Here is a 15,740-nt window from a genome sequence, read left to right as displayed (position 1 = left end):
GGCTGCCATGACAACGTTTCATTCATTAACAGTGGCAAAAGTGGAACCCGAAACCCGCGACGCGGTGACCATTACCTTTGCGGTGCCGCAGGCGCTGCAGGAGGCCTACCGCTTTCGTCCCGGCCAGCACCTGACGTTAAAAACGACGCTTGGCGGAGACGAGCTGCGCCGCTGCTACTCCATCTGCCGGAGTACCGCCCCGGGCGAGATCAGCGTGGCGGTCAAAGCCATCGACGGCGGGCGCTTCTCCCGCTATGCCCGGGATGAGATCAAAGCGGGCATGGCCCTGGAGGTGATGGTTCCTCAGGGGCAGTTTGGCTACCAGCCACAGGCCGAACGCGAAGGCCACTACCTGGCGATTGCGGCAGGCTCGGGGATCACCCCGATGCTGGCGATTATCTCCGCTACGCTAACGACCGAGCCCAACAGCCATTTCACCCTGATCTACGGCAACCGCAGCAGCCAGAGCATGATGTTCCGCCAGGCGCTGGCGGACCTGAAGGACAAATACCCGCAGCGGCTGCAGCTGGTCTCCATCTTCAGCCAGGAGCGGCTGGACAGCGATCTGCTCTATGGCCGCATCGACGGGGAAAAGCTGCAGGCGCTGGCGAAAACCCTGATCAACTTCCGCCAGTATGACGAGGCCTTTATCTGCGGCCCGTCGGCGATGATGGACGACGCGGAAGCCACGCTGAAGGCGCTGGGGATGCCGGACAAATCCATTCACCTTGAGCGCTTTAACACCTCCGGAATCACCGTTAAGCGCGCGGTGCACGTGCAGGCGGGCGGACAGAAAGTGACCGTTCGCCAGGACGGGCGCGACCGTGAAATTACCCTGACGGCGGACGACGAAAGCATTCTTGATGCCGCCCTGCGTCAGGGGGCAGATCTGCCGTATGCCTGCAAGGGCGGCGTCTGCGCCACCTGCAAATGCAAAGTGCTGCGCGGGAAAGTGGACATGGCGACCAACTACAGCCTGGAGCCGGACGAGCTGGCCGCCGGGTATGTGCTGAGCTGCCAGTCGCTGCCGTTAACCGCCGACGTGATTGTCGACTTCGACGCGAAGGGGATGGCATGAGCGAACTTATTGTTACTCGTCATGAACGCGTGCTGCAGCTGACGCTCAACCGTCCGGCGGCGCGCAACGCCCTCAACAACGCGCTGTTAACCCAGCTTGCGGAACAGCTTGAGGCCGCCGCCGTGGATGCCGACATTGCCGTCTGCGTGATTTACGGCAGCGAGCGCTGCTTTGCCGCCGGGGCCGATCTCAACGAAATGGCGGAGAAAGACCTGTCTGCCACCCTGAACGATATTCGCCCACAGCTGTGGGCACGCATTAACGCGTTCAGCAAACCGCTGATCGCCGCCGTGAACGGCTTCGCGCTGGGCGCGGGCTGCGAGCTGGCGCTGCTGTGCGACGTGGTGATTGCCGGTGACAACGCCCGTTTCGGCCTGCCGGAAATCACGCTCGGCATTATGCCCGGCGCGGGCGGCACCCAGCGTCTGATTCGCAGCGTCGGGAAATCCCTGGCCAGCAAAATGGTGCTGACGGGCGAGAGCATAACTGCACAGCAGGCGCTGAGCGCCGGGCTGGTGAGCGATGTTTTCCCGGCAGCGCTGACGCTGGAGTATGCCCTGAAGCAGGCGGCCCTGATGGCGCGCCACTCGCCGCTGGCGCTGCAGGCGGCGAAACAGGCGCTGCGCCAGTCTCAGGAGGTACCGCTCCAGGCCGGGCTCGCGCAGGAGCGCCAGCTGTTTACGCTGCTTTCCGCCACCGAAGACCGCCGGGAGGGCATCGACGCCTTCTTACAAAAACGCACCCCCGACTTTAAAGGACGCTAATTGTGGAATTTATTCTCAGTCATGTAGAACAGGGCGTGATGACCATTACGCTGAACCGTCCGGAGCGTCTGAACAGCTTCAACGACGTGATGCACCAGCAGCTGGCCGAGTGCCTGAAACAGGCCGAGCGTGATGACACCGTGCGCTGTCTGCTGATCACCGGGGCAGGACGCGGCTTCTGTGCCGGTCAGGATCTGAATGACCGCAACGTCGACCCCAACGGCCCGGCGCCGGATCTGGGGATGTCCGTTGAAACCTTCTATAACCCGCTGGTTCGCCGCCTGGCAAAGCTGCCGAAACCGGTCATCTGTGCCGTTAACGGCGTGGCGGCAGGTGCGGGGGCCACGCTGGCGCTGGGGTGTGACATGGTGATTGCGGCCCGTTCCGCCAACTTCGTGATGGCCTTCAGCAAGCTCGGCCTGGTGCCGGACTGCGGCGGCACCTGGCTACTGCCGCGCGTGGCGGGACGCGCCCGCGCCATGGGGCTGGCGCTGCTCGGGGACAAACTCAGCGCCGAACAGGCGCAGGCGTGGGGGATGATCTGGCAGGTGGTGGATGACGAGCAGCTCTCCACCACGGCCCAGCAGATGGCGCTGCATTTCGCGTCGCAGCCGACCTTCGGGCTGGGGCTGATCAAGCAGGCCATCAACGCTGCAGAAACCAACACCCTGGACGACCAGCTCGATCTGGAGCGCGACTATCAGCGTCTGGCCGGACGCAGCGACGATTACCGCGAGGGCGTCAGCGCCTTCCTGGCGAAGCGCGCGCCGAACTTTACGGGGAAATAAGATGCTCAATATACGGACTGTCGCCGTGATCGGCAGCGGCACGATGGGCGCAGGGATTGCCGAAGTCGCCGCCAGCCACGGTCATCAGGTGCTGATCTACGACATTTCCAGCGATGCGATATCGCGCGCCATCGACGGGATCCGCCAGCGTCTGGCCTCCCGGGTAACGCGCGGAAAACTCTCCGCCGATGCCGGGAGCCAGATCCTGGCCCGGCTGGTTCCCGTCACGGATATCGACGCGCTCTGCGCGGCCGATCTGGTCATAGAAGCGGCCTCAGAGCGTCTGGAGGTGAAAAAGGCGCTGTTTGCTCAACTGGCTGAGATCTGCCCGCCGCAGACGGTGCTGACCAGCAATACCTCTTCCATCTCCGTCACGGCGATTGCGGCGGATGTCCACCACCCGGAGCGGGTCGCAGGGCTGCACTTCTTTAACCCGGCGCCGGTGATGAAGCTGGTGGAGGTGGTCAGCGGGCTGGCGACCTCTGCGGAAGTGGCCGACGCGCTGTGCGAGCTGGCGCTGAACTGGGGCAAACAGCCCGTTCGCTGCCAGTCAACGCCGGGGTTCATCGTCAACCGCGTCGCCCGTCCGTTCTATTCTGAAGCCTGGCGCGCGCTGGAGGAACAGGTCGCTCCGCCGGCGGTGATTGATGCCGCCCTGCGGGAAGGCGGCGGTTTCCCGATGGGGCCGCTGGAGCTGACCGACATGATTGGTCAGGACGTGAACTTTGCGGTGACCTGCTCGGTATTTAACGCCTTCTGGCAGGAGCGTCGTTTTCTGCCTTCGCTGGTGCAGCAGGAGCTGGTGCTGGCAGGAAGGCTGGGCAAAAAGAGCGGGAAAGGCGTTTATGACTGGCAGGGTGACAAACCTGACGTGCAGTGGGTTGAGTCGGTGAACGACAGCTATAGCCCGATGCGCGTGGAAAAAAGACGTGACGGTGTCACGGAAATAGATGATGTCTATCTGGTTGAAACGCAGGGAGAGACCGCGCAGGCGCTGGCGCTACGGCTCAACGGCCCGGTGGTGGTGGTGGACCGCATTGAGCGTGACGTGGCGGTCATTGCCGCCGCGGCCAGCAACCCGCACACCGCGACGCAAAAAGCCATCCGCTACCTGCAGCAGCAGGGGCATCGGGTGGTGCAAATTGCCGATTATCCCGGCCTGCTGATCTGGCGGACGCTGGCGATGATTGCCAACGAGGCGCTGGATGCCCTGCAAAAAGGGGTCGCCAGCGAGAAGGACATCGATACCGCTATGCGCCTCGGCGTGAACTACCCGAGCGGGCCGATCGCCTGGGGCGAGCGCCTGGGCTGGCAGCGCCTGCTGACGCTGCTCGAGAACCTGCAGCGTCATTACGGCGAAGAGCGTTATCGCCCCTGTTCACTGCTGCGCCAGCGCGCGCTTCTGGAGAGTAGCTATGAGTCATAACGCCTGGCATAACGCCCGCGCGATGTACGAACGGGACGCCTGCGCGCAGGCGATGGGGATGGACATTGTCGAGATGGATGAGGGCTACGCGGTGGTGACCATGACCATCACCCCGCAGATGCTGAACGGCCATAAAACCTGCCACGGCGGCCAGCTTTTTTCGCTGGCGGACACCGCTTTTGCCTACGCCTGCAACAGCCAGGGGCTGGCGGCGGTAGCCTCCGGCTGCTCGATTGATTTTCTGCGTCCGGGCTTTGCCGGGGACACGCTCACCGCCACCGCGCGGGTGAAGCACCAGGGCAAGCTGACCGGCGTGTACGACATTGAAATCCAGAACCAACAACAGAAAACCGTCGCCCTTTTTCGCGGAAAATCTCACCGCATCGGCGGCAGCGTGACAGGAGAGGCAGATGCGTGACGCATTTATTTGTGATGGCGTTCGAACCCCGGTGGGGCGCTACGGCGGCGCGCTTGCCGCAGTCCGAACCGACGATCTCGGCGCCGTGCCGCTGCGCGCGCTGCTGGCCCGCTATCCCCAGCTCGACCTCGAGCGGATTGACGACGTGATTTTCGGCTGCGCCAACCAGGCGGGGGAAGATAACCGCAACGTGGCGCGCATGTCGTCCCTGCTGGCCGGGCTGCCGCAGACGGTGTCCGGGACCACCCTTAACCGCCTGTGCGGGTCCGGGCTGGACGCGATTGGTTTTGCCGCGCGCACCATTAAGGCGGGCGACGGCGACCTGCTGATCGCGGGCGGCGTGGAGTCGATGTCCCGCGCGCCGTTTGTGATGGGCAAAGCCACCGCCGCGTTTCAGCGTCAGGCGGAGATCTTCGATACCACCATCGGCTGGCGATTTGTGAATCCGCTCATGCATCAGCAATTCGGAACTGACAGTATGCCGGAAACGGCAGAGAATGTAGCTGAATTGTTAAATATCAGCCGTGCCGATCAGGACGCGTTCGCGCTGCGCAGCCAGCAGCGTACCGCGCAGGCGCAGCAGAACGGCATTCTGGCGCAGGAGATTGTGCCGGTGCTGGTGCCGGGTAAAAAAGGGGCAGTCACAGCGTTCAGCGTGGATGAACATCCGCGCGCGGACACCACGCTCGAGCAGCTTGCCGGTCTGAAAACGCCGTTCCGTAAGAACGGAGTGGTTACGGCGGGAAATGCCTCCGGCGTCAACGACGGCGCTGCGGCGCTGATCGTCGCCAGCGAGAAGATGGCGCTGGCTCAGGGGTTAATCCCGCGCACGCGGATCGTGGCGATGGCGACGGCGGGCGTGGAGCCACGTCTGATGGGGCTCGGCCCGGTACCGGCCACTCGCAGGGTGCTGGAGCGCGCCGGACTCAGTATTAACGATATGGACGTGATCGAGCTTAACGAAGCTTTCGCCGCGCAGGCGCTGGGCGTGCTGCGTCAGCTGGGCCTGCCGGATGATGCCGCGCACGTCAACCCGAACGGTGGCGCGATTGCGCTGGGCCACCCGCTGGGCATGAGCGGCGCCAGGCTGGCGCTGGCCGCGAGTAACGAACTGCACCGACGCGGCGGGCGCTACGCGCTGTGTACGATGTGCATCGGTGTGGGTCAGGGCATTGCCATGATCCTTGAGCGTGTTTGAGCATAAAAACAATGTGAGTACCCTACAATGACAAATACAACAAAGCTTGATCCGATTGAAACGGCCTCCCTTGACGAGTTACAGGCGCTGCAGACCGAACGTCTGAAGTGGACGCTGCATCACGCCTACAGCAACGTGCCGATGTACAAACGCAAGTTTGACGCCGCGGGCGTTCATCCTGACGATTTCAAAGAGCTGGCGGATATCCGTAAGTTCCCGTGCACCACCAAGCAGGACCTGCGGGATAATTATCCGTTCGATACCTTCGCCGTGCCGATGGAGCAGGTGGTGCGCATTCACGCCTCATCCGGCACCACCGGCAAACCGACGGTTGTCGGCTACACCCAGGGTGACATCGACAACTGGGCCAACCTGGTGGCGCGCTCCCTGCGCGCCGCGGGCGGCAGCGCGAAGGACAAAATTCACGTGGCGTATGGCTATGGCCTGTTTACCGGCGGGCTGGGGGCACACTACGGCGCCGAGCGTTTAGGCGCGACGGTGATCCCGATGTCCGGCGGCCAGACGGAGAAGCAGGCGCAGCTGATCCGCGATTTCCAGCCGGACATGATCATGGTGACGCCATCCTACTGCCTCAACCTGATTGAAGAGCTGGAGCGTCAGATGGGCGGCGATGCCAGCACCTGTTCCCTGCGCGTGGGCGTCTTCGGTGCCGAGCCGTGGACGCAGGCCATGCGCCGTGAAATTGAAAAACGCTTAGGTATTACCGCCCTGGACATCTATGGCCTCTCCGAAGTGATGGGGCCGGGCGTGGCGATGGAATGTATCGAAACCGTCGACGGCCCGACCATCTGGGAAGACCACTTTTACCCGGAGATCGTCAACCCGAACGACGGCACGCCGCTGGATGACGGCCAGCAGGGCGAACTGCTGTTCACCACGCTGACCAAAGAGGCGCTGCCGGTGATCCGCTACCGCACCCGCGACCTGACGCGTCTGCTCCCGGCAACCGCGCGCAGCATGCGCCGTATGGACCGCATCAGCGGCCGCAGCGACGATATGCTGATCATTCGCGGCGTCAACGTCTTCCCGTCGCAGCTGGAAGAGGAGATTGTGAAGTTCGAACATCTTTCGCCGCACTACCAGCTGGAGGTGAACCGTCGCGGGCATCTTGATTCACTTTCCGTGAAGGTGGAGCTGAAAGAGAGCAGCCTCACGCTGACGCACGAGCAGCGTTGCCAGGTGTGTCACCAGCTGCGGCACCGCATTAAGTCGATGGTGGGGATTTCCACCGACGTGACGATCGTGAACTGCGGCAGCATCCCGCGCTCAGAGGGGAAAGCCTGCCGGGTGTTTGACCTGCGTAAAGCGGCGGCCAACGGTTAAGTTTTCCCTCACCCCGGCCCTCTCCCTTTGGGAGAGGGTTAGGGTGAGGGTCCTGTGCTATGATTCATCCAGGACAAAAATAACAACAGAATGAATCACATGAATAAACTCGACGCCTTTATCCAGCACGCTGTCAGTTCCGTTCCCGTCAGCGGGACCTCGCTTATCTCCTCGTTATACGGTGACGCGCTTTCCCATCGCGGCGGAGAGATTTGGCTCGGCAGCCTGGCCGCGTTACTGGAAGGGATGGGATTTGGAGAGCGCTTTGTACGCACCGCGCTGTTTCGCCTTAACAAAGAGGGCTGGCTGGATGTTTCCCGCATCGGGCGTCGCAGCTTTTACCGCCTGAGCGATAAGGGGCTGCGCCTGACGCGCCGTGCGGAGAATAAGATCTACCGTGCGGAACTGCCCGCCTGGGACGGAAAATGGCTATTGCTGCTCTCAGAAGGGCTGGACAAAACCACCCTCGCCGACGTCAAAAAACAGCTGATCTGGCAGGGGTTTGGCACGCTGGCACCGAGCCTGATGGCCTCGCCGTCGCAGCATCTGGCGGACGTGCAGTCTCTGCTTCACGATGCCGGGGTGGCGGAAAACGTGATTTTCTTTGAAGCCCACTCGCCGCTGGCGCTCTCCCGCGCCGCGCTGCGTTCACGCGTAGAAGAGTGCTGGCAGTTAACCGAGCAAAACGCGATGTACGAGTCGTTTATCAGCTCGTTCCGGCCGCTGCTCCCGCTGCTGAAAGAGGCCGCGCCGGAGGATCTGACGCCGGAACGCTGCTTCCAGATCCAGCTGCTGCTGATTCATTTTTATCGTCGCGTGGTGCTGAAAGACCCGCTGCTGCCGGAAGAGTTGCTGCCCGCGCACTGGGCGGGGCAAAGCGCCCGACAGCTCTGCATTAATATCTATCAACGTGTCGCGCCGGGGGCGCTGGCGTTTGTCAGCGAGAAGGGCGAAACCTCCGTGGGCGAACTGCCCGTGCCCGGCACGCTCTACTATCAACGCTTTGGTGGTCTTACAAGCGCATAAGGAGTGAAGATGCCTGTTTATCAAATTGATGGTCTGACGCCGGTGGTACCTGACGAGAGCTACGTTCACCCAACGGCAGTGCTGATTGGCGACGTGATTCTGGGCAAAGGCGTCTATGTTGGTCCTAACGCCAGCCTGCGCGGTGATTTTGGCCGTATCGTGGTGAAAGACGGTGCCAACATTCAGGATAACTGCGTGATGCACGGTTTCCCAGAGCAGGACACGGTGGTGGAAGAGGATGGGCATATCGGCCACAGCGCCATTCTTCACGGCTGCGTGATCCGCCGCAATGCGCTGGTGGGCATGAACGCGGTGGTGATGGACGGGGCGGTCATCGGCGAAAACAGCATCGTCGGCGCGGCGGCGTTCGTGAAGGCTAAAGCGGAGATGCCTGCCAACCATTTGATTATCGGCAGCCCGGCCAAGGCGATCCGTGAGCTGAGCGAGCAGGAGCTGGCCTGGAAGCAGCAGGGCACGCGGGAATACCAGGTACTGGTGGAGCGCTGCAAGCTGACGATGCATCAGGTCGAGCCGCTGCGCGTGGTTGAGCCTGAACGCAAGAGGCTGACGTTTGACGAGAATTTACGGCCGAAGTCGTCGGTGTAGGGGTAAGGCCGTCTTTTTTCGCCATATCCATCAATAGCGCGATGCCAATGTAATTACTCCAGTTAAAGGTATTTTGCAGCACCACCACCGCATTGCCTTTTTCTTTGTCATAGCCGATAAAGCTGGAGTAGCCGCCGATATAGCCGACCTGATAGGTGATTTTTTCCAGACCGATAAAGTCGGTGGTCCAGGCAATACCCTGTACCCCGTCGGGACGTTGAATATCGGTATTTCTCACTTCGGCAAAGACGCTGTCCAGCAGGGGATTGTGGGTTGTTGAGACGTGATAGCGGGCATAGGTCGCCAGATCTTCGGCGTTACTGTATAAGCTCGCTGCCGCCACCATGTTGTTGGAAAAATGCCAGTCCGGGGTGAGCTGCCCGCGCGGGATAAACTTCGGCTGATCGCCCGCGTGGCCAAGCGCCCGCTGTGGATACCCTTTTAGCTGCCGGGGCGTAAAGCTGCTGTTAGCCATTTGCAGCGGATGGAAAATATAGCGCGAGGCTAAACTCTGGATATCTTCGCCGGTTTTGTGTTTCAGGATATAGCCGATCAGGGCGTAGCCGGTATTGGAGTATTGCGGCACTTTATTCTTTGGCGCTCGCCAGTCGGCGAGGTAGCGCAGCACGTTATCGCTATCCAGCTCACCGTAGAAATTATCGCCCGTGCTTAAGTAGCTGATGAATTTACCAAGCATCGGAACATCCATATTCTGACGCGGCAGGCCGGAGGTGTGGGTTACCAGTTCAAGCAGGGTGATTTTTTGTGCATCCGAGCTAAGCGGCGTCCCCGGCGGAAGCAATGTCGCCAGGTTATCGTTCCAGTTCAGTTGCCCTTCATTCACCAGACAAGCCACCACTTCCGCCGTGATCCCTTTGCTGAGCGAGCCAAGCGCAAACAGGGTATCGGGCCTGACCGGATAGCGATTGACCGCATCGGTTACGCCCCAGGTGTAAAACTGCGGTGAGCCGTGATTATGGATCACCGCGACCGTCATCCCGGGAACGGATTTTTGCGCCATGTAGTGACGCACCACGCTGTCAACGTCGCCATCCAGTGAATCATGGGTGAGAAGTTCCTGAGTACCTTCCGGGGAGGACATTTGCGAGAGCGTGCCACAACCGCTGAGGAGTGGGAGAGTAAGCAGAAGCCAGATAATTTTTTTTGTTATGTTCTGCATACCTGGTAGCGAGTGTGGTGGTCATTGGCGCGCCAGGAATGTATCACAAATAGCCTGCGTGAATGTAAACTTTCTACACGGTGGCGGCTCGTTGATGGTTACCGTGACTTTTCGGCCTGCTTTGAGGATTTCAGTATGACTCGCTTTTATCAACTTACCGCCACCCGTATGGATGGGCAGCTTATCTCTATGGCCGACTATGCAGGAAAGGTGGTTTTGGTCGTTAATACCGCCAGCCAGTGCGGCTTCACGCCACAGTACGGTGGCCTTGAAACGCTATACAAGAAATACGCCGATGAAGGATTAGTCGTGCTGGGCTTCCCCTGCAACCAGTTCGGCAAACAGGAACCCGGCGGCGCCGACGAAATCTCGAAAACCTGTTACATCAACTACGGCGTGAGCTTCCCGATGTTTGAGAAAGTCGAGGTTAACGGTAACGCAGCGCATCCGCTGTTTCGTTATCTGAAAAACGAACTGCCCGGCGTGCTGGGCGAGCGGATTAAGTGGAACTTTACTAAGTTTCTAATCGGACGCGACGGTAAACCGCTCAAGCGTTTTGCACCGATGACTACGCCCGAGAAAATGGAGGGGGCAATTGTTGAGGCACTGAGGAGGTGATAGTTTGGTGCCTGGAACTATCTTACCGCGTCATATTACCCTCGTTTTGGCTTCGAGCAAGCAGTCAATTATAAACCAGCCTGGAGAAAGAGATAACAGAGTCTTCTTCAGCCATATTTATTATGATTTTCATATCGTTTTGCATACACCCTTAAGCCTATGTGCGTCAGGTGACTGACCGTATGACTATTACTGATGTTTGCTTCTCGCTCATCGCGGACCGCTCGGCACTTCAGGCGGTCCGCTACGTGCCATGGGAGAGTAAGCAGAAGCCAGCGCATTCCCTTTCATGATCGTTGCATAATACCACTGACTCTTTATATATTTTCCCCCTGAACTGACGGTATATCTGTGCCCGCAGACTCTTTATGTTTGCAAGGGAAAGCATTTTTTAGTAAAAGGATAACATATAGTAAATGTATCCCCGCCCTTAGCATTCGAGGTACAAACCAATTGGCATTGATAGTTTTTGATATACTCCATAAAACGAACATAAAGACAACTTTGTAAAATTTTGGTGAGCCATGCTCATCAGGTAATAATAGTAAATAAATATCATCAAAACCTTTGACTAATGCCTGCACTTCATTGGCGGAAATAACCTCATCAAATTTACTTTGCGAGTAGTAAATGGCTATGTCATTTCTAATAATGTTAATTCTTGGGAAGTGCTCGTCCAGGAAGTTATAAAGCGAGTTTTGCGAATCTTTTAAGGGGTGTTTTTGGGAAATTAAATATGCAAGTATATTTTTAGTAATTTCCGGCGACCTGTCAAAAGACTGACGGTCGTGGAAAAAATCAACAAGCGGTGTTCCTGTCATCGTTATTGATTTAATTCTTGCGTCAGTGCAGGTATCTTTTAATGCAAAATAACCACTAAAGCTTATTCCTACAACATGGCATATTTCATCATCAGCAAAACCTATCGAATCAATGATGTGCGAGAATAGATTAAGTGATTTATTATCGTAGGCTTCGCGATTTTCACCTACGCCGGGCATTTCATACAGCACGACAGAACACCCCAACTTACTGAAGGTTTTTAATGCCCGAATCCATTGTTCTTTAAGAGAGATTATTCCTCCGCAAATGATAACTGTGACTTTTGACTTTCCCTTTTTGTAATAGAAGCTTGATTTTCCATTATCTGTCTTCTTCGATTCCAGAAAGCCTGTTTCTACGTATTCTTTATGGAATAGTGAAAGATAGCGTTTATATGCTTCTTTTTGGACTGGAGTATCTGCATACGGGAATCGTGCAATATTTAAGTAACCTAATGCTTTCTCCATTTGATTTTTCTTTAATTGTTTGTCAGCCTCCTCTGAAAACACTCTTGCCCAACCATGGGGTGAGTCGTCGGATAGCGTAGTGATTAGGGATAATGAATTAGTAAAATCCTTCCCGAGGTTTAATGTCTTAGCATGCAAAGAGACAAATTTCTTACATTCATTCAACGAATACATCTGTTTGCCCTAAATCATTTAAATGTTTAGAATAAAAGGTTTTTATCTTGTCCAGCAGATTTGAAGCTTGAATGCCATCAATAACTCGATGATCGTAGATCATGACAATATTAAACAAGCACTCATCTGCATCTAAAATTTTGGGGGATCCTAATTGAAATGTAAACGTTGAGCCTGATACAGGGATGCACAATTTTAAACTTTTTTTCCCTAAGGAGGTGACAGTAAAGCTCCTGAAAAAATCACGTTGAACGGCAGGGCGAAAGTAAAAAATGAACTTCGAAACCCATTTTGCAAAAAAATATGGCAATCTCTGTAACATCCTAATTCGTTTGGAGTCATCAAAACTGCTTATTCCTTTGTTTTTTAAATCAGATATGGCTCTGTATACTTCTAACGTAGACAAATTATTTGTGTTGGTGATAACAGAAGAGTAGACTCCAGACGATAGACCATCGTTTTCGTATGATACGGTCAATCTCGCAGATATATCTTGTAATTCGATCAGTTTATTGTCGCTTCCGTATTTAATCATGCAATTTAGATGTCGTTCCTCATCAAGAGCGTCACTAATCGACTTAATAAGGAGTGATGTGGCATATTTTGTGTATTGTCGATGGGATTTTATTTCATCGATTAATGCAACACCTCTGATGGCTTTAGCCAGCTCCAGAAAAATAAGAGTTTGCTTTCTGTTGCTATCAATTTTTTTGTATTTCATCATTTACAACCTTTAATATCTTACGCAAGGTGTTGCATTTTAATATTTTTTCAACATTTAATGTGATGCTATTTCTGAATTCCAGTTCCATTATTGTATATACAAAGGTCAATGAATCCCATTCTGCTATTTGAGTCAAATCGGTGTCAACCTGGTCATGCTTCAAATTCATGCCAGTTTTTTGATTAAGAAAATCAATAAATTCATTGGGTTCCATTTTAACTCCTTAGTATAGTGATATTTTTACATTTTTCAGAAACATCAAGATCATCAATGTCTATGCTAAATATATTATTGCTAATTTTTCCAAAGCCACATTCAGTATAAAAATTCTTGAATTTTTTATTTTTAATCGTTTCAATGAAGCTGCCGATTAGTTTAGAACAACCTTCTGCTGAAGCAAAAGAACCTATGGATTTTATGATTGCAAACTCCACCCCTCGTTCAAATGCTCTGCAACTCAAGACAATGTTTTCGATCAAGCATGCGTCTGCTTCAATTTTTAGAAATGAGGCGCCAATGATCCCATAACTACCAAATCTATCACTGAATCTGAAAAGCAATATTTGTCCTGAATTTTCCGAAACGTAATTTTGAACATCTGTGGTATCCATTCGCATAGTTGTCAGGTTAAACTGATTGGTACGCATAGTTAGATCAGAGGTTCTGGGGTGATTCTCTGGGGTACAATTACTGACAGATAATTCCATGGATATGTTTTTTAAAAAATCGCCTTTGGAATTATTGCTCTTATAAAACTCATCTCTTTTAATGTTATTGGCAAAGCTTTCATTCCTGAGGCGGTCTTCTAAAGTGATTGAACCTTTAATAAAAAAATCGCTATTAACTAACTTGGATATGTTTTCATCAATATTTTTAGAAAAGTGGAATGTATTAATGTTAGGTATGGCGTTGGTTACTTCCTCTAACTCAAAATCACTATCATCTACAAAAAGAACATGCTCAGGGCTTAAGTTAAGGTTTTTGCATATTTTTAAAATATTATCACTTTTATTATCCCAGTTTATCTCAGGGAACGAAAAGTCCGACCACTGAATTTCCAGCGCGTGTGTCTTTTCTGAGAAAAAGTCTTTTATTACATGAAAATCATTTTTACTGGATATTGAGAGGATAACACCTTGTCTGTGCATGCATTTCAACCACTTTTGATATTTCCTGTAAGCTCCCTGGTTATACAAGTCATTATTCTCATACTCTCCCTCAGCAGCTACACCTCCCCAAACAGTGTTATCCAGGTCTGTGATTATGCACTTTAATGATTTACCTTCGCTTAAACGAAGGTAACTTATTGATTTTTCACTAAAGAAATTGAGGTAATCTAAACTGGCTACTGTGTTGTGTTCAGAATAAATATTCTCAATGCTTTTACCTCTAAACCCTGCCATGCTTACGAGGTGTATGCTGTGCTTGCTTTCATCCCTCTTTTTAGCAAGAAACATATTGAAGTCAAAAACCAAATCGGACAGTGCGTTCCTTTCATCTAAACTTATATATTCATTTATGCACTCACTGTTTAAATAAAGAGTTGAAATTACAATGTCTATTTTATTGCAAGTCAACTCCTCTAGTATCTTCAGAGAGGCGTTAATTTCATCTTTTAACTTTGAAAGGTTCTGTCTGGCTAATGCAATGTCCTCGCAATGACCAAACTCATCAAGATAGTAGTTTTCATCCAAAAGAATATATATATTCTGAAGGTTGTAACTCTTTAGAACTTCCTTTTTGAAATTTAGAAGGGTAAAGAAATCACTGTATTCAATATCTATAAAATCAAGAAATACACCAAGCGCTGAAGCGCCATGCTTCATGAGAGAAAGCCCAGCTTTGTGACTGAGGTTACATAAGAAAAGACTATTTATTTTTTTCATTCCATTATAGTTTTTTGTTTTCTCTTCTCTTATTTTTTTCAATAAGTCGAGGTTCATTTTAATATTCCTTTTTTAAATATAAACCAGAAGATAACCACCGTGATGATTCGATTGATATGGCAACCCCTTCATCGCCTTCATCTGATAGATCAAAAAACTCTTTCAGTTGAAAATACAAAGCTGCATTTGCGCAATTACCGATCTCATGAACAAGCGAAAGGATTTTACTCTCATGAATGTTCATGCCATTACAAATATTATTAACCATACGTCCCGACAGCTGAGGAGGCATAAACCATCTGATGTCTCGTTTGGATGAGTATTTGTTTTTTAACTCAGTATATGTCTCTTTTGTTAATTTAGGGACTAAGCATTCAATTAATTTATATTCCTCTTTAAGCATAGGTTGCCCATCATCAAAATCTTTCCTTGAGCCGCTCCAGTTAGCCAGTTGGCCAATTTTTTCCTGCAATCCATTGTATTTGTAATCAATACCTTTCACATAGACAGAACCCGAAGTTCTTTCAGAGCTAACAATACAACCACCAACGCCATCACCAAACAGACAGTAGTTAACCATTTCTTTCGGTTCAACTTTAGTCTTGGTTTCATCAAATAGATTGAGGAACTTGTTTGAACATTCGACGCCAATTACTAACCCTTTATGGTGCAGGCCACTTTTGAGCATATAATCAGCCATCTTTAATGCTTGTACGGCACCAGAGCAACCACCAATGATTTGGTAAGTCTCAATATTTTTGAACCCTATCATGCTACACGCTTCATTGATGCTGGTGGGTAAAAGCAAGTCAGGAGTAGCTGTTGATACCAGAACAAAATCAATGTCCCTCATTCCATTATCATTTAACGAAATAAGCTTTTGCATCATTAAGTGTATTAAATCGGTGCACGATGCTGTGTTCTCTCCCGTTTTTAGATTGGTTGAGAAGTGACGCCCATAGTTCCCAAATAATTTTTCTATTAACTGAGGTTTGAAGTTTAATCTACTCCCAAGCTCTTCATTGTTGATATTACATCCTGGTAAGTACGTATCAATATACGATATATGCATCATCCATTCCTCATCTATATATGGCGTTAAAAAGTAATACTCTTGATTAAAAAAAATGTAAAGCATTAAAAAAATTTATATTTAGCTAACTAAATATTCCATTGTGAAACTTATATAATGAAATGAAAAGGAATTGTTAATTATATGTG

15 protein-coding genes and 1 pseudogene are annotated in these 15,740 nt (G+C 52.4%); 10 read left to right on the top strand and 6 right to left on the bottom strand.

Going from position 1 to position 15,740, the window contains the following annotated elements; all coding sequences use genetic code 11:
- The first annotated feature begins 7 nt into the window (after nucleotides 1–7).
- The 9 genes from paaE (at nucleotide 8) to paaY (ending at nucleotide 8,648) form a co-directional block, all read left to right on the top strand.
- On the top strand, nucleotides 8–1,078 hold the full coding sequence (paaE, locus tag BM007_RS02350) for a 1,2-phenylacetyl-CoA epoxidase subunit PaaE (RefSeq protein ID WP_090417105.1): 1,071 nt from the start codon (nucleotides 8–10) through the stop codon (nucleotides 1,076–1,078).
- Entirely contained in the window at nucleotides 1,075–1,842 is a 768-nt protein-coding gene (gene paaF, locus BM007_RS02345) for a 2,3-dehydroadipyl-CoA hydratase PaaF (RefSeq protein WP_090417103.1), read from the top strand. Before paaE ends, paaF begins: the two co-directional genes overlap by 4 nt.
- Nucleotides 1,842–2,630 (top strand): 2-(1,2-epoxy-1,2-dihydrophenyl)acetyl-CoA isomerase PaaG, encoded by a 789-nt coding sequence (gene paaG, locus BM007_RS02340; protein WP_090417101.1) that lies wholly within the window; start codon nucleotides 1,842–1,844, stop codon nucleotides 2,628–2,630. The genes paaF and paaG overlap by 1 nt, the downstream gene beginning before the upstream one ends.
- Before the next feature lies 1 nt (nucleotide 2,631).
- Nucleotides 2,632–4,056, top strand: coding sequence for a 3-hydroxyacyl-CoA dehydrogenase PaaH (gene paaH, locus BM007_RS02335; protein WP_024908037.1), 1,425 nt, complete (start codon nucleotides 2,632–2,634; stop codon nucleotides 4,054–4,056).
- The gene (gene paaI / locus BM007_RS02330) at nucleotides 4,046–4,474 is read left to right on the top strand and encodes a hydroxyphenylacetyl-CoA thioesterase PaaI (protein ID WP_032651181.1); all 429 of its coding nucleotides are present in this window, start codon (nucleotides 4,046–4,048) and stop codon (nucleotides 4,472–4,474) included. Before paaH ends, paaI begins: the two co-directional genes overlap by 11 nt.
- On the top strand, nucleotides 4,467–5,672 hold the full coding sequence (pcaF, locus tag BM007_RS02325) for a 3-oxoadipyl-CoA thiolase (RefSeq protein ID WP_024908035.1): 1,206 nt from the start codon (nucleotides 4,467–4,469) through the stop codon (nucleotides 5,670–5,672). Before paaI ends, pcaF begins: the two co-directional genes overlap by 8 nt.
- Before the next feature lie 27 nt (nucleotides 5,673–5,699).
- Nucleotides 5,700–7,016 (top strand): phenylacetate--CoA ligase PaaK, encoded by a 1,317-nt coding sequence (gene paaK, locus BM007_RS02320; protein ID WP_024908034.1) that lies wholly within the window; start codon nucleotides 5,700–5,702, stop codon nucleotides 7,014–7,016.
- A gap of 90 nt (nucleotides 7,017–7,106) precedes the next feature.
- Entirely contained in the window at nucleotides 7,107–8,042 is a 936-nt protein-coding gene (gene paaX / locus BM007_RS02315) for a phenylacetic acid degradation operon negative regulatory protein PaaX (RefSeq protein WP_024908033.1), read from the top strand.
- Nucleotides 8,043–8,051: 9 nt separating this feature from the next.
- Nucleotides 8,052–8,648, top strand: a complete 597-nt coding sequence (paaY, locus tag BM007_RS02310; protein ID WP_090417099.1) for a phenylacetic acid degradation protein PaaY — start codon at nucleotides 8,052–8,054, stop codon at nucleotides 8,646–8,648.
- A 16-nt stretch (nucleotides 8,649–8,664) separates the two neighbouring features.
- On the opposite strand, the pseudogene BM007_RS02305 reads toward paaY, so the two are convergent.
- Nucleotides 8,665–9,828, bottom strand: a pseudogene (locus BM007_RS02305) (serine hydrolase domain-containing protein); the annotation flags it as partial.
- A gap of 135 nt (nucleotides 9,829–9,963) precedes the next feature.
- Here BM007_RS02305 and BM007_RS02300 point away from each other — a divergent pair.
- Nucleotides 9,964–10,446, top strand: coding sequence for a glutathione peroxidase (locus tag BM007_RS02300; protein WP_090417098.1), 483 nt, complete (start codon nucleotides 9,964–9,966; stop codon nucleotides 10,444–10,446).
- Between the two features lie 317 nt (nucleotides 10,447–10,763).
- Here the strand turns inward: BM007_RS02300 and BM007_RS02295 are convergent, their stop codons facing one another.
- Genes BM007_RS02295 through BM007_RS02275 form a run of 5 tightly spaced genes read right to left on the bottom strand, consistent with a single transcriptional unit; the run spans nucleotide 10,764 to nucleotide 15,594 of the window.
- Nucleotides 10,764–11,909, bottom strand: coding sequence for an alpha/beta hydrolase family protein (locus BM007_RS02295; protein ID WP_139210877.1), 1,146 nt, complete (start codon nucleotides 11,907–11,909; stop codon nucleotides 10,764–10,766).
- Nucleotides 11,893–12,633, bottom strand: a complete 741-nt coding sequence (locus tag BM007_RS02290; protein ID WP_139210875.1) for a hypothetical protein — start codon at nucleotides 12,631–12,633, stop codon at nucleotides 11,893–11,895. The genes BM007_RS02295 and BM007_RS02290 overlap by 17 nt, the downstream gene beginning before the upstream one ends.
- Complete coding sequence (locus BM007_RS02285) at nucleotides 12,611–12,847, bottom strand: hypothetical protein (RefSeq protein WP_090417092.1); 237 nt, start codon at nucleotides 12,845–12,847, stop codon at nucleotides 12,611–12,613. The genes BM007_RS02290 and BM007_RS02285 overlap by 23 nt, the downstream gene beginning before the upstream one ends.
- A 1-nt stretch (nucleotide 12,848) precedes the next feature.
- On the bottom strand, nucleotides 12,849–14,576 hold the full coding sequence (locus BM007_RS02280) for an HAD-IIIC family phosphatase (RefSeq protein ID WP_090417090.1): 1,728 nt from the start codon (nucleotides 14,574–14,576) through the stop codon (nucleotides 12,849–12,851).
- A 1-nt stretch (nucleotide 14,577) separates the two neighbouring features.
- Complete coding sequence (locus tag BM007_RS02275) at nucleotides 14,578–15,594, bottom strand: 3-oxoacyl-[acyl-carrier-protein] synthase III C-terminal domain-containing protein (RefSeq protein WP_090418194.1); 1,017 nt, start codon at nucleotides 15,592–15,594, stop codon at nucleotides 14,578–14,580.
- Nucleotides 15,595–15,740 lie beyond the last annotated feature (146 nt).

The sequence above is a fragment of the Enterobacter sp. NFIX59 genome (assembly GCF_900113755.1).
GTDB classification, from domain to species: Bacteria; Pseudomonadota; Gammaproteobacteria; order Enterobacterales; family Enterobacteriaceae; genus Enterobacter; species Enterobacter pseudoroggenkampii.
This window is presented reverse-complemented; position numbering and strand designations above follow the sequence as displayed.

What these genes read in the sequence shown, in the direction of transcription:
- paaE (WP_090417105.1), top strand. Translation starts at nt 8, where the DNA reads ATGACAACGTTTCATTCATTAACAGTGGCAAAAGTGGAACCCGAAACC.
- paaF (WP_090417103.1), top strand. Translation starts at nt 1,075, where the DNA reads ATGAGCGAACTTATTGTTACTCGTCATGAACGCGTGCTGCAGCTGACG.
- paaH (WP_024908037.1), top strand. Translation starts at nt 2,632, where the DNA reads ATGCTCAATATACGGACTGTCGCCGTGATCGGCAGCGGCACGATGGGC.
- paaI (WP_032651181.1), top strand. Translation starts at nt 4,046, where the DNA reads ATGAGTCATAACGCCTGGCATAACGCCCGCGCGATGTACGAACGGGAC.
- pcaF (WP_024908035.1), top strand. Translation starts at nt 4,467, where the DNA reads ATGCGTGACGCATTTATTTGTGATGGCGTTCGAACCCCGGTGGGGCGC.
- paaK (WP_024908034.1), top strand. Translation starts at nt 5,700, where the DNA reads ATGACAAATACAACAAAGCTTGATCCGATTGAAACGGCCTCCCTTGAC.
- paaX (WP_024908033.1), top strand. Translation starts at nt 7,107, where the DNA reads ATGAATCACATGAATAAACTCGACGCCTTTATCCAGCACGCTGTCAGT.
- paaY (WP_090417099.1), top strand. Translation starts at nt 8,052, where the DNA reads ATGCCTGTTTATCAAATTGATGGTCTGACGCCGGTGGTACCTGACGAG.
- BM007_RS02300 (WP_090417098.1), top strand. Translation starts at nt 9,964, where the DNA reads ATGACTCGCTTTTATCAACTTACCGCCACCCGTATGGATGGGCAGCTT.
- BM007_RS02295 (WP_139210877.1), bottom strand. Translation starts at nt 11,909, where the DNA reads ATGTATTCGTTGAATGAATGTAAGAAATTTGTCTCTTTGCATGCTAAG.
- BM007_RS02290 (WP_139210875.1), bottom strand. Translation starts at nt 12,633, where the DNA reads ATGATGAAATACAAAAAAATTGATAGCAACAGAAAGCAAACTCTTATT.
- BM007_RS02285 (WP_090417092.1), bottom strand. Translation starts at nt 12,847, where the DNA reads ATGGAACCCAATGAATTTATTGATTTTCTTAATCAAAAAACTGGCATG.
- BM007_RS02280 (WP_090417090.1), bottom strand. Translation starts at nt 14,576, where the DNA reads ATGAACCTCGACTTATTGAAAAAAATAAGAGAAGAGAAAACAAAAAAC.
- BM007_RS02275 (WP_090418194.1), bottom strand. Translation starts at nt 15,594, where the DNA reads ATGATGCATATATCGTATATTGATACGTACTTACCAGGATGTAATATC.